Genomic DNA, 12,317 nt, shown 5'->3' with positions numbered 1-12,317 from the left:
CGTAGCAAACCCGCGGCGACCCCGTGGAAAACACGCAGCAAACCCGCAGGAATAACGCATGAAACCACTCGACAAAGCACTCAGCGCACGCGAAGCCGTCGCGCAACTCGCCGACGGCATGACGATCGGCATCGGCGGCTGGGGCCCGCGCCGCAAGCCGATGGCCCTCGTGCGCGAGATTGTCCGCTCGAATCTGAAGGACCTCACCGTGGTTGCGTATGGCGGCCCCGACGTCGGGCTGCTGTGCGCGGCAGGCAAAGTCCGCAAGCTGGTGTTCGGTTTCGTCTCGCTGGATGTGATTCCGCTCGAACCGCATTTTCGCCGGGCGCGGGAACAGGGCGCGCTCGACGTCTGGGAACTCGACGAAGGCTTGCTGCAACTCGGCCTGCGCGCGGCGGCGGCACGTCTGCCATTTTTGCCGACCCGCGTTGGCCTCGGCACCGACCTGTTGAAACACGCACCGCATCTGCGCACCGTGCAATCACCGTATGGCGATGAAACGCTGCTGGCAATGCCGGCGCTCGAGCTCGACGCGGCCTTGCTGCATGTCAATGCCGCGGACAGGATGGGTAACACGCGCATCGACGGTCCCGATCCGTTCTTCGACGCATGGTTCGCCCGCGCGGCGAAGAAGTGCTTCGTCAGCAGCGAAACGCTGGTCGATTCGCTCGCGAGCGAGGACCTCGATCTCGCGCGCCGCAACACCTTCGAGCGATCGCTCGTGAGCGGCGTGGTGCACGCACCGTGCGGCGCGCATCCCACCTCGTGTGCGCCGGCTTACGGCTGGGATTTACCGCATCTGAAGGCGTATTGCGCGAGCGCGGAAGATCCGCAGCAAACCGCGGCCTACCTGAGCGACGTAGTAGGCGCCGACGAACCGGGCTATCTGCAACGCGCGGGTGGCCGGTCCCATGTAGCGGCGTTGCCGTTGCCGATTCTGTAATGGAGCGCAAATGAGCGACTCTCTCGATTATTCCCTGGCCGAACTGATGATCGTTGCTGCGGCGCGAGTCTGGCGCGATGACGGCGAGGTGCTGGCAACCGGCATCGGTACGGGGCCGCGTCTGGCCGCCGGTCTCGCACGCCTCGCCTATAACGCGGGTTTGATGCTTACCGATGGTGAAGCCTATCTCGTGGAGAGCCCCGTGCCGCTGGGACCGCGAGAAGCGGGCTACCGCGTGCAGGCGTCCGGTCTGATGACCTATGAGCGCGTATTCGATTGTGTGTGGCATGGCAAACGTCACGCGCTGGTGATGCCCACTCAGATCGATCGCTTCGGCCAGGCCAACATTTCCTGGCTTGGTGACGACTATGCCCGCCCGAAAACGCAATTGCTCGGCGCACGCGGTTTTCCCGGCAACAGCATCAATCACGCGAACTCGTTTTTTGTCTCCGGCCACGGCAAGCGCACGTTCGTGGCCGGTGAAGTCGACATGGTGTGCAGCGTGGGCTACAACCCGGCGCGAGAAATCCCCGGCATGCGCGCGTTCACCGACCTGCGCAGTGTCATCACCGATCTGTGCGTGATGGATTTCGGCGGTGCGGATCATGCGGCGCAGGTGCGCTCGCTGCATCCTGGCGTGAGTTTCGACGAAGTGCAGGACGCGACCGGTTTCGAACTGCGTGCGCATCCCGAGATGCAGATGACGCCGCCGCCTGGCGCCGACGACCTGCGCATCGTGCGCGCGCTCGATCCGCACAACCTGCGGGCCGGCGTCGTGCGCAACAACCCCGCGCCGCGTCGCGTGTGAGGGACATCATGCAAGTCACCCACGACAACGTTGTCGACTATCGCGTGAACGACGGCATTGCCACGCTCACGATGAATCGCCCCGAGTATCACAACGCGCAGAACTCAAAGATGACGTATGCGCTCGACGCAGCGTTCAAGCGCGCGTCGAACGACGATGCGGTGAAGGTCATCGTACTCGCCGGTGCAGGCAGGCATTTTTCGGCGGGCCACGATATCGGCACGCCCGGCCGCGACATCGATCAGTCGTTCGAGCGCGCCTCGCTCTGGTACGACCATGTCGGCAAGGAAGGCGGCGAGTTTCTGTACGCCCGCGAACAGGAGGTCTATCTCGGCATGTGCCGCCGCTGGCGCGATCTGCCCAAGCCGACCATCGCGATGGTGCAGGGGGCATGCGTAGCGGGCGGCCTGATGCTGGCCTGGGTGTGCGACCTGATCGTCGCATCGGAGGACGCGTTCTTTTCCGATCCGGTCGTTCGCATGGGCATTCCAGGCGTCGAGTACTTCGCGCACGCGTATGAACTGAATCCGCGCATCGCCAAGGAATTTCTGTTTCTCGGCGAGCGGATGGACGCGGCGCGTGCCTATCAGATGGGTATGGTCAATCGCGTCGTGCCGCGCGAGCGACTCCAGGACGTCACGAGCGAAATCGCTGCGAAGATCGCGCGTATGCCGCGCCTCGGTCTGACGCTGACCAAGCAGGCCGTAAATCATGTCGAGGAATTGCAGGGCAAGCGCGCGGCAATGGATGCGGCGTTCGCCTGGCATCACTTCGCGCATGCGCACAACGAACTGGTGAGCGGCGACAAACTGGGTGGCTATGACGCGCGCAAGATGGCCGAGTCGCAACGGCCTGGCGGCGGCGCGCAGGAGAACGGTAAGGCCGGCGGAGAAGCCGCATGAGCGCGACGCTGCATACGCCCCTTTGCGACTTGCTTGGCTGTCGATATCCGATCGTGCAGACGGCGATGGGTTGGGTCGCCGATGCGAGACTCGTCGCCGCAACCTGTAATGCGGGCGGCTTCGGTTTTCTCGCCGGCGCAACGCTGGAAGCCGAACGCGTGGAAGCGGAAATCCTGCGTGTGAAGGAACTGACGGACAAGCCGTTCGGCATCAACTTTCATATGTTCCAGCCGAACGCGGCGCAGGTAGTCGATCTGGCGATCAAACACCGGCTGCGCGCGGTCAGTTACGGCCGCGGGCCGGACGCAAAGACGATCCGTCGCTTCAAGGATGCGGGCGTGATGTGCATTCCCACCGTAGGTGCCCCGAAACACGCGGCCAAAGCGGTCGAGCTGGGTGCCGATGCAGTCACCGTGCAAGGCGCGGAGGGCGGTGGCCATACCGGCTCGATGCCGACGACTTTGCTGGTGCCGCGCGTACTCGATGCAGTGAAGGTGCCGGTGATCGCGGCAGGCGGGTTCTACGACGGGCGCGGTCTCGCGGCGGCGCTTGGCTACGGCGCGGCGGGCATCGCGATGGGCACGCGCTTCCTGATGGCCGAAGAGTCGCCGGTGCCGCGCTCGACGCTCGCGCGCTACGTGGAGGTCGACGATCCTTCGCACATCCGCGTGTCCGCAGCGCTGGACGGCTTGCCGCAACGCATGATTGACACCCCGTATCTGCTGCGTCTCGAAGCATTCGGCCCGCTGCGCCGCACGCTTTTCGCGTTGCGCACGGCTGAAGCATGGCGCCGCCAGAGCGGCATGAGTTTGAGCCAGATGGCCGCGCTCGGTTTCAAGGCGCTGCGCGATCACAGCTACACCGCGAGTCAGACCTTGATGGCGGCGAACGCGCCGTTTCTGATTCAGCGCGCGATTGTCGAAGGCAGGCCGGATGAGGGTGTGCTGCCGAGCGGCCAGGTCGCGGCGGTGATCGGCGCGATCGAACCGTGCGAGACCTTGATTGCACGCATTGTCGAAGAAGCCCTGGTGCGGCTCGACGCACTCGCGGCGATGCGCAGCGAGCCGGTTCACGCATGACGTCGCGCATTCCCCAACGCAGCGCATGGCCAGCTAAAACAAATCAGCATCCTTCATCAGGGACGGAGACATGACAGAACCCATCAATAGCGTCCGCTCGCTGCCGTTCAGAATCGAACGCGAAGGCGGCATCGGCGAACTGGTGATCGACCAGCCGCCGGTCAATGCGCTCGACGCGCGCGGCTGGCAGGCGTTGGCCGACGCCATCGACGCGCTCGGCCGCGACGACAGCGTGCACGTAATTGTGCTGCGCGGTGCAGGGCGTGGCTTTTGCGCGGGCGTCGATATCAAGGAACTGGCCGCGCATCCCGAACGGATCGTCGCGGTCAACGCCGGCAATTACGCGACCTTTCGTGCGGTGCACCGTAATCCGAAGCCGGTGATCGTCGCGGTGCATGGTTTCGTACTGGGCGGCGGTATTGGCATCTGCGGCGCCGCGGACGTGATCGTTGCGTCCGAATGCGCGCGTTTCGGCGTCCCCGAGATCGATCGCGGTGCGATGGGCGGCGGCGCGCATTTGCAGCGCATGTTCGGCGTGCAGAAAGTGCGCGCGATGTATTTCACCGGCGACATGGTCGACGCCGCCGAAGCGTACCGGCTCGGCGCGGTCGAGCGTGTGGTGCCGCGCGAACAACTGCGTGACGCGGCCTTCGAGATTGCCCGCAAGATCGCCGCGAAGAGCCCCGCGATGTTGCAGCTTGCAAAAGAAGCGCTGAACGGTGTCGAAGACGGCGATCTCGAAGACAAATATCGCTGGGAGCAGGGCTTCACCTTGCAGGCGTACATGACGAACGATTCGGCGGAAGCACGCTCGGCCTTCGTCGAAAAACGAGACGCGCAGTTCAACGGCGGCAACGACGCCGAACGCCAGGGCGGAGCACGCGCATGAAGCTCGATTACACGCCGGCGCAACGCGCGTTTCGCGCTGAGATCCGCAGTTGGCTTGCGCTCCATGTGCCGCGCGAACCGCTGCCGAGCTTCGATACCGAGGCGGGTTTTGCCGCGCACCGGGAATGGGAGCGCACGCTGCATTCAGGCCGCTGGAGCATGGTGACGTGGCCGCGCGAACTGGGCGGACGCGGTTGCGATCTGATCGAGTGGCTGATCTTCGAAGAAGAGTACTGGCGCGCCGACGCGCCTATGCGCGTGAACCAGAACGGCATCTTCCTGCTCGGCCCGACCTTGATGGACTTCGGCACGGACGCGCAGAAGGCCCGCTTTCTGCCGGCGATGGCGGCGGGCGAGCACGTATGGGCACAGGGCTGGTCCGAGCCGAACGCCGGTTCCGACATGGCGGCGATCCGCGCCAGCGCGATCCGTACCGACGAAGGAAAGGGCGGCGAGTACATCCTGAATGGCCAGAAGATCTGGTCGACGCGCGCGGTATGGGCCGACTGGCTGTTCGGCCTGTTTCGCAGCGATCCGCAATCCACGCGCCATCATGGCCTGACCTTCCTGATGGTGCCGCTTGCGACGCCGGGCATCACCGTGCGGCCGATCCGTCAGTTGAACGGCCACACCGGCTTTGCCGAGATTTTCTTCGACGACGTACGCGTGCCGGTCGAAAATCGTCTGGCGGGCGAAGGCATGGGCTGGCAGGTCGCGATGGCGACCGCCGGGTTCGAACGCGGCCTGATGCTGCGCTCGCCCGCGCGTTTTCAGCGCACGGCCGAAGCATTGCGCGCGCTCTACCTCGCGCACCGTGAACAGGCTGATCGCGATCCCACCTTGCGCGAGCGCGTGATCAGCGCGTGGATGGATGCGCAGGCCTACGCGCTCTCCACCTACGCGACCGCGAGCCGCTTGCAGAAGGGTGGCCACATCGGTGCGGAGTCGAGCACCAACAAGGTGTTCTGGTCCGAACTCGATCTGCGCATGCATCAGACCGCGCTCGATATTCTCGGCGCGCACGCCGAAGTCGTGCCGCAGACGCACGAGCAGCACGCGGCGCTCGGCAACTGGCTCGACGGGTTCCTGTTCGCGCAGGCGGGGCCGATCTATGCGGGCACCAACGAGATTCAACGCAACATCGTCGCCGAACGGATGTTGGGTATGCCGCGCTCGTGATGCCGGTGCTGCAAGCATGCAAGCACTTAAGCCGTGACAGCCGGCATTCAGACGCGTAAAGGATTGAGCGAGGAACTATGGATTTCGTATTCAACGAAGATCAGGAAGCATTGGCCAGCAGCGTCAAGCGCTTTCTGATGACGGAGATGACGCCGGAGTTGATCCGTGAGTTGTGGACTACGCCCACGGGCCGCTCGGAGCGCATGTGGGACATGTTCGCATCGCAAGGGCTGACCGCCGTGTCGGTGCCGGAAAATTTCGATGGGCTGGGACTCGGTGACGTGGAGTGGGCACTGCTTGCGCAGACCTATGGCTATTTCGCGGGACCCGAGCCGTTACTCGATACGGCGCTCGTGGCGGTTGGCATGCTGGAAGGCTTGCCGGCGAGCGGGCAACGCGATGCGTTGTTGCGTGATATCGCGGCGGGTTCGGCGCGAGTAGCGATTGCACATCCGGTGAATCCTTATGTCAGCGACGCGCACGTCGCAAAGGTTCTGTTGTGCGAGCGCGGTGGCGAGCTGCATTGGCTCACGCCCGACGCTTGCAGATTGAATCCGGTGGAGAGCGTCGATCCTTCGCGTCGGCTGTTCGAGCTCGGGTGGCAGGCAACCCCGCACACGCGGGTGGCGACGGTCTCCGAAGCGCAACCCTTGCTGGCGCGCGCACTCGACCGGGGTGCGTTCGCCGTCGCCGCGCAATTGCTCGGGCTCACGCAGCGTGTGCTCGACGTCGCGATCGATTACAGCGCGCAACGCAAACAGTTCGGTAAGCCGATCGGTTCGTATCAGGCGCTCAAGCATCTGCTCGCCGACGTCGCGATTCGCTACGAGTTCGCGCGGCCGGTGGTGTACCGGGCCGCCTGCGCGATCGCCGACAACGACCCGCAGCGCGCGCTCTACGTCTCCCACGCGAAGCTTGTCGCCACCGCCGCGGCGCAACTCGCCGCGCGCCATGCGATGCAGGTGCACGGCGCGATCGGCTACACGTGGGAACTCGACTTGCAGATCTTCATGAAACGCATCTGGGCGCTCTCGGGCAGTTGGGGCGACACGACGTTTCACAAGGCCCGCGTGGCCGACGCGCTGATCGAGTCCTGTGCTCCGATCGGACCGGCCCGCACTTTCGAACTGGAATCGTAATGAAACAGGCTTATATCGTCGATGCGTTGCGCACACCCACCGGTCGCCGCAAAGGCGGACTCGCGCAAGTGCATGCCGCGGATCTCGGCGGCTTCGTATTGAAAGAGCTGGTCGCCCGCAATGGCATTCCCGCCGAGGAATACGACGACGTGGTGTTCGGCTGCGTCGATACGATTGGCCCACTGGCGGGCAATATCGCTCGCACCTGCTGGCTCGCCGCCGGCTTGCCGTTGACGGTGCCGGGTGTCACGGTGGACCGGCAATGCGGTTCGTCGCAGCAAGCCGTGCATTTTGCGGCGCAAGCGGTGATGAGCGGCACGCAGGATGTGGTGGTTGTGGGTGGCGTGCAGACCATGACGCAGATTCCGATTTCGTCGGCGATGACGGCGGCCGAGCCGCTTGGTTTCACCGATCCGTTCTCGGGCAGCATCGGCTGGCGCGCGCGCTTCGGCGATGCGCCGGTGTCGCAGTTTCACGCGGCGCAACGGATCGCAGACCACTGGAACCTGTCGCGCGAAACGATGGAACAGTACGCACTGGAGAGTCACCGGCGCGCGTTGGCTGCGATTGAGGGCGGCCACTTTGCGCGCGAGATTGTGCCGTTCGCCGGAGTCGTTCATGACGAGACGCCGCGTAAGGACACGACGCTTGCCAGAATGGCCGCGCTTGAACCGCTGATGCCAGGCGGTGCGCTAACGGCGGCTGTCTCGAGCCAGACCTGCGACGCGGCGGCGGCATTGTTGATCGTCTCCGAAGAGGCGCTCAAGCGTTACAACCTCACGCCGCGCGCCCGTATTCATCACCTCAGCGTGCTGGGCGACGATCCGCTGTGGATGCTCACCGCGCCGATTCCCGCGACACGTCACGCATTGAAGAAGACCGGTCTCGCGCTCGCCGAGATCGACGTGGTTGAACTGAACGAAGCGTTTGCCTCAGTGGCGCTCGCATGGCTCGCCGAACTGGGTTATCCGCATGAGAAGACCAATCCGAACGGCGGCGCGATTGCGTTAGGTCATCCGCTCGGCGCCACCGGCGCGCGCCTGATGACCACTCTCCTGCACGAGCTTGAACGCACGCAAGGCCGCTACGGTTTGCAGGCAATGTGCGAAGGCGGCGGGCTGGCCAACGTCACGATCATCGAGCGCCTCTAAGCGCAACCAGGTGCACTCAGGCGCACTCAGCCGCATCACTGTCTACGAGGATCAAGTATGGGAATCTGCAACGAACGCACCGTGATCATTACCGGGGCGGGGGGAGGGTTGGGCCGCGAATACGCGTTGGCGTTCGCCGCCGAGGGCGCGGCGGTGGTGGTCAACGATATTCGTCAGGAAGCCGCGCAAGCCGTCTGCGACGAGATCGCGCGAGCCGGTGGCCGGGCGCTGGCGAACGCCGACGACATCACGCGGATCGACACGGCGCAACGCATTATCGACGCCGCGCATGAGGCCTTCGGCGCGATTCATGTGCTTGTGAACAACGCGGGTATTTGCCGCGACCGGATGTTCACGAGCATGACCGAGAGCGATTGGGATGACGTGATGCGAGTGCATCTACGTGGCCATTTCTGTCTCTCGCAACTGCTGGCACGCGAGTGGCGTGACGCGTCGAAGGCAGGACGCGAGGTGGACGCACGCATTGTCAACACAAGTTCGGGGGCGGGTCTGCAAGGGTCGATCGGCCAGGCGAACTATGGCGCGGCCAAGGCGGCCATCGCGGCTTTGACTCTGATGCAGGCCGCGGAATTGCAGCGCTACGGCGTGCGTGTGAACGCATTGGCGCCGGCGGCGCGTACCTCGATGACCGAAGGCGTGTTCGCCGAGATGATGAAAAAGCCCGCCAACGGTTTCGATTACTTCGATCCGGCTAACGTGGCGCCGCTGGTCGTCTGGCTCGGCAGTGCTCAATCGCGCGACGTGACCGGTCAGGTATTCGAAGCGGCGGGGGGCATGATCGCGGTGGCAGAAGGCTGGCGTACGGGGCCGCGCATCGACATCGGCGCGCGCTGGCAAGTCACCGCGCTGGGGGCAGCGGTGGCGAAGCTGGTCGCGGAACGTGAGCCGGCACAGCAGGTCTACGGAAGCTGACGCGATGAACCTCGCTCTCTCCGAAGAACAGACCATGATTCGCGACTCGGCCGCCGATGTGCTGGCCGAGCGCAGCGCATCGGCGGCGGTGCGGCAGGCGATCGAACACACGGCGAGCCGCGACGAGGCGCTGTGGCACATGCTCGGCGGCGAACTCGGCTGGTGCGCACTGACCGTGCCGGAAGCGGCGGGCGGTGCGGGCCTCGGGGCGATGGAGCTGGTGTTACTGATGGAACAGATGGGGCGGCGCCTCGCCTGCGTGCCTTATTTCAGCACGGTGTGCCTTGCGGCGACTGCGCTCGCGCAGTGCGAATCGGCCGCAGCTCGCGTGTGGCTCTCGCGGATCGCGGGCGGCGAAGTGAGCGCGACGCTCGCGCTGGATGCGGCGGGTGGTTTCGATACGCGCAACGCGTCGGCGTGCGCCGTGCCCGGCTTTGATACGCGTTCGGTGACGGTCTACGCTGAAGAGACGGCTTACGGTTACCGTTTGTCTGGGGCGTTGGCACAGGTTATCGATGGCGCGAGCGCTGATCTCGTGCTGGTGCCCGCCTGGATCGCCAACGAGTCGCAAACCATCGCGCTGTTTGAATTGAACTGCGCCGATCTTGCGGGCCTCAGCCGTACGCCGCTCACCACGCTGGATGCGACGCGTCCGCTGGCACGTATCGAATTGCATGCGGTCGATGTGCCGCGCGACGCGCTGCTCGCGTGTGGCGGCGAGGCGCAACGTGCGCTCGAAATTTCCGTATGGTTTGCGGCTTTGGCACTGGCTGCCGAACAACTGGGCGGCGCGCAGCAATGCCTTGATCTCACGCTTGCCTATACAGCGGAGCGCGTGCAATTCGGCCGCGCGATCGCGTCGTTTCAGGCGATCAAGCACCGTTGCGCGCAGATGATGGTCGAGATCGAGGCGACCCGTTCGGCCGTGCTCGGCGCGGCACAAGCCTGGGACCAGGCACGCGATGAAGCAGGGAATCAGGCGGCCGTTTCGTTACCGCAGCCCGTGCTTGCCGACATCGCCGCGGCAAAAGCCACCGCCAACGACGCTTTCCGTTTCTGTGCTCAGGAAGCGATCCAACTGCATGGTGGCGTCGGCTTCACCTGGGAGTACGACCCGCAACTGTATTTCAAACGCGCACAGGCTTGCAGCGCGCAATTCGGCACGACCGCGCAGATGCTGTCGTTTATCGCGGAACACGTGATCGATCGTAGTGAGGCTTCGAGCGTAACCCGGCCCTTGCCGCCGGCGCATGCGGATCACGTGCAAGCTGTCCTCGCAGGAGTGCTCTGATGAACAGCGAAACGCAGCAGCAACGTTTGCGCGCGGAAGTCGCCGGGTGGATGAGTACCCATCTGCGTGGCGAGTTCGCCTGCCTGCAATACCGCGGCGGTCCCGGCGATGAAGAGGCTTATCCCGCGCTGCGCAAGCAATGGGAACGTGAACTGGCGAGCGGCGGCTGGACCGGGCTGGGCTGGCCGAAAGAACAGGGCGGCCGTGCGATGTCCGTCGCCGAACAGGTGATTTTTCATGAGGAATACGCCCGCGCCGGCGGTCCAGGGCGTATGGGCCATATCGGCGAGGGTTTGCTCGGGCCGACTTTGATCGCGTGCGGCACCGACGATCAGCGTCGCCGGTTTCTGCCGGGCATTCTGAACGGCACGCAGTTCTGGTGCCAGGGTTACTCGGAACCGGGTGCGGGTTCGGACCTCGCGAACGTCCGCACACGCGCGGTTCGCGACGGGAGCGGCAATTGGCGTGTGCATGGCCAGAAAGTCTGGACTTCGCTCGCGCACGATTCCGACTGGATCTTTGTGATTGCGCGCACCGACGCCGAATCGCGCGGCAATCGCGGACTCTCGTTCCTGTTGATGCCGCTCGATCAACCCGGCATCGAGATTCGCCCGATCAAACAATTGAACGGCGGAGCCGAGTTCAACGAAGTGTTCTTCGACGGCGCACTCGCGGCCGCCGAAGATCTGGTCGGCACGCCGGGCGACGGCTGGCGCATTGCGATGACCTTGCTCGGTTTCGAGCGCGGCATGTCCACGCTGGGTCAGCAGATGCAGTTCATCCGCGAGCTCGAATGGGTGGTCGATGCGGCACACGAGGCGGGTGTGGCGAACGATCCGCTGGTTCGTCAACGGATCGCGCGGGCGTGGACCGGCTTACGCGTGATGCGCTACAACGCGTTGCGGATGCTGGCGGGCGCCTCTACCGATGAAAACGGCGCCGGCGCGTTGAGCCGCGAAGCGCTGATCTACAAATACTACTGGTCGAACTGGCATCGCGATCTGGGCCAACTGGCGATGGACGTGCTGGGCCTCGACGCCAATCTGATCGACAGCAGCGACGCGAAACGTACCCGTCTGCAAGGCGTGTTCCTTTTCTCGCGCGCCGACACCATCTACGCGGGCACCAACGAAATCCAGCTGAACATCATGGCCGAGCGCGGGCTCGGTATGCCCAGAGAACCTCGAGGAACACTATGAACGAATTCCAAACGGTGCGTACCGCGCCTGCCTATGTGCCGGGCCATCGACTGCTGGCGGGTAAATCCGTGCTGATTACGGCGGCTGCCGGTGCGGGCATCGGTTTCGCCGCCGCCAAACGCTGCGCCGAAGAAGGTTGCCGCGCGCTTTTCATCTCCGACATTCACGAGCGGCGTCTTGAGCAGGCGGTCGACACCTTGCGCGCCGAAACCGGCTTACAGGCGATTTACGGACGCTTGTGCAACGTTTCGGTGGAACAGGACGTACGCACGCTGGTGGCGGATGCCGAAGACCGGCTGCAAGGCGTGGACGTGCTGATCAACAACGCCGGGCTCGGTGGCGCGCGTCGCATCGTCGAAATGGACGATGCCGAATGGTCGCGGGTGATCGACATTAGCCTCACCGGCACCTTCCGCACGACACGGGCAATCCTGCCGCACATGCAGCAGCGAGGCCGGGGCGTGATCGTGAACAACGCGTCGGTGCTCGGCTGGCGGGCGCAGGCGGAACAGGCGCATTACGCGGCAGCGAAGGCCGGCGTGATGGCGCTGACGCGCTGCGCCGCGCTCGAGGCCGCGCCGTACGGCGTGCGTATCAACGCGGTGGCGCCGAGCATTGCATTGCACGATTTTCTGAAGAAGTCGGCTTCGGCCGACCTGCTCGATCAACTGGCGTCGCGTGAAGCATTCGGACGCGCCGCCGAAGTGTGGGAGGTGGCGAACGTGATGGTCTTTCTGGCAAGCGACTACGCGTCGTATATGACCGGCGAAGTGCTGTCGGTCAGCAGTCAGCACGCGTGATGGAG

The 12,317-nt window shown here is 64.6% G+C and carries 12 protein-coding genes; all 12 read left to right on the top strand.

Annotated features, from left to right (window positions below):
• Positions 1-58 precede the first annotated feature (58 nt).
• The gene (locus HWX91_RS11490) at positions 59-943 is read left to right on the top strand and encodes a CoA transferase subunit A (RefSeq protein WP_028193876.1); all 885 of its coding nucleotides are present in this window, start codon (positions 59-61) and stop codon (positions 941-943) included.
• Between the two features lie 10 nt (positions 944-953).
• A complete protein-coding gene (locus HWX91_RS11485; protein ID WP_028193875.1) occupies positions 954-1,751 on the top strand; it encodes a CoA-transferase subunit beta in 798 nt (265 codons plus the stop codon).
• 8 nt (positions 1,752-1,759) lie between these two features.
• Entirely contained in the window at positions 1,760-2,653 is an 894-nt protein-coding gene (locus HWX91_RS11480; protein ID WP_028193874.1) for an enoyl-CoA hydratase, read from the top strand.
• Positions 2,650-3,732 (top strand): NAD(P)H-dependent flavin oxidoreductase, encoded by a 1,083-nt coding sequence (locus tag HWX91_RS11475; RefSeq protein WP_028193873.1) that lies wholly within the window; start codon positions 2,650-2,652, stop codon positions 3,730-3,732. The genes HWX91_RS11480 and HWX91_RS11475 overlap by 4 nt, the downstream gene beginning before the upstream one ends.
• Positions 3,733-3,802: 70 nt before the next feature.
• Positions 3,803-4,621: an enoyl-CoA hydratase family protein gene (locus HWX91_RS11470; protein ID WP_028193872.1), complete on the top strand. Its 819-nt coding sequence runs from the start codon at positions 3,803-3,805 to the stop codon at positions 4,619-4,621.
• Complete coding sequence (locus HWX91_RS11465) at positions 4,618-5,799, top strand: acyl-CoA dehydrogenase family protein (RefSeq protein WP_028193871.1); 1,182 nt, start codon at positions 4,618-4,620, stop codon at positions 5,797-5,799. The genes HWX91_RS11470 and HWX91_RS11465 overlap by 4 nt, the downstream gene beginning before the upstream one ends.
• Positions 5,800-5,876: 77 nt before the next feature.
• A complete protein-coding gene (locus HWX91_RS11460) occupies positions 5,877-6,938 on the top strand; it encodes an acyl-CoA dehydrogenase family protein (protein ID WP_028193870.1) in 1,062 nt (353 codons plus the stop codon).
• Entirely contained in the window at positions 6,938-8,089 is a 1,152-nt protein-coding gene (locus HWX91_RS11455; protein ID WP_028193869.1) for an acetyl-CoA C-acetyltransferase, read from the top strand. Before HWX91_RS11460 ends, HWX91_RS11455 begins: the two co-directional genes overlap by 1 nt.
• A gap of 57 nt (positions 8,090-8,146) precedes the next feature.
• Positions 8,147-9,022 (top strand): SDR family oxidoreductase, encoded by an 876-nt coding sequence (locus HWX91_RS11450; RefSeq protein ID WP_028193868.1) that lies wholly within the window; start codon positions 8,147-8,149, stop codon positions 9,020-9,022.
• Between the two features lie 4 nt (positions 9,023-9,026).
• A complete protein-coding gene (locus tag HWX91_RS11445) occupies positions 9,027-10,313 on the top strand; it encodes an acyl-CoA dehydrogenase family protein (RefSeq protein WP_042273554.1) in 1,287 nt (428 codons plus the stop codon).
• Positions 10,313-11,512 (top strand): acyl-CoA dehydrogenase family protein, encoded by a 1,200-nt coding sequence (locus HWX91_RS11440; protein WP_028193867.1) that lies wholly within the window; start codon positions 10,313-10,315, stop codon positions 11,510-11,512. The genes HWX91_RS11445 and HWX91_RS11440 overlap by 1 nt, the downstream gene beginning before the upstream one ends.
• Positions 11,509-12,312 (top strand): SDR family oxidoreductase, encoded by an 804-nt coding sequence (locus HWX91_RS11435; protein WP_028193866.1) that lies wholly within the window; start codon positions 11,509-11,511, stop codon positions 12,310-12,312. Before HWX91_RS11440 ends, HWX91_RS11435 begins: the two co-directional genes overlap by 4 nt.
• Positions 12,313-12,317 lie beyond the last annotated feature (5 nt).

It is taken from the genome of Paraburkholderia fungorum, from assembly GCF_902833645.1.
GTDB lineage: Bacteria > Pseudomonadota > Gammaproteobacteria > Burkholderiales > Burkholderiaceae > Paraburkholderia > Paraburkholderia fungorum.
The sequence above is the reverse complement of the archived record's forward strand: the minus strand, read 5'-3'. Positions and strand labels throughout refer to the sequence as shown.

Bases quoted from the DNA above. Each gene is read 5' to 3' on its own strand.
- HWX91_RS11435 (WP_028193866.1), top strand. From the start codon at position 11,509: ATGAACGAATTCCAAACGGTGCGTACCGCGCCTGCCTATGTGCCGGGC.
- HWX91_RS11440 (WP_028193867.1), top strand. From the start codon at position 10,313: ATGAACAGCGAAACGCAGCAGCAACGTTTGCGCGCGGAAGTCGCCGGG.
- HWX91_RS11450 (WP_028193868.1), top strand. From the start codon at position 8,147: ATGGGAATCTGCAACGAACGCACCGTGATCATTACCGGGGCGGGGGGA.
- HWX91_RS11485 (WP_028193875.1), top strand. From the start codon at position 954: ATGAGCGACTCTCTCGATTATTCCCTGGCCGAACTGATGATCGTTGCT.
- HWX91_RS11445 (WP_042273554.1), top strand. From the start codon at position 9,027: ATGAACCTCGCTCTCTCCGAAGAACAGACCATGATTCGCGACTCGGCC.
- HWX91_RS11475 (WP_028193873.1), top strand. From the start codon at position 2,650: ATGAGCGCGACGCTGCATACGCCCCTTTGCGACTTGCTTGGCTGTCGA.
- HWX91_RS11480 (WP_028193874.1), top strand. From the start codon at position 1,760: ATGCAAGTCACCCACGACAACGTTGTCGACTATCGCGTGAACGACGGC.
- HWX91_RS11460 (WP_028193870.1), top strand. From the start codon at position 5,877: ATGGATTTCGTATTCAACGAAGATCAGGAAGCATTGGCCAGCAGCGTC.
- HWX91_RS11465 (WP_028193871.1), top strand. From the start codon at position 4,618: ATGAAGCTCGATTACACGCCGGCGCAACGCGCGTTTCGCGCTGAGATC.
- HWX91_RS11490 (WP_028193876.1), top strand. From the start codon at position 59: ATGAAACCACTCGACAAAGCACTCAGCGCACGCGAAGCCGTCGCGCAA.
- HWX91_RS11455 (WP_028193869.1), top strand. From the start codon at position 6,938: ATGAAACAGGCTTATATCGTCGATGCGTTGCGCACACCCACCGGTCGC.
- HWX91_RS11470 (WP_028193872.1), top strand. From the start codon at position 3,803: ATGACAGAACCCATCAATAGCGTCCGCTCGCTGCCGTTCAGAATCGAA.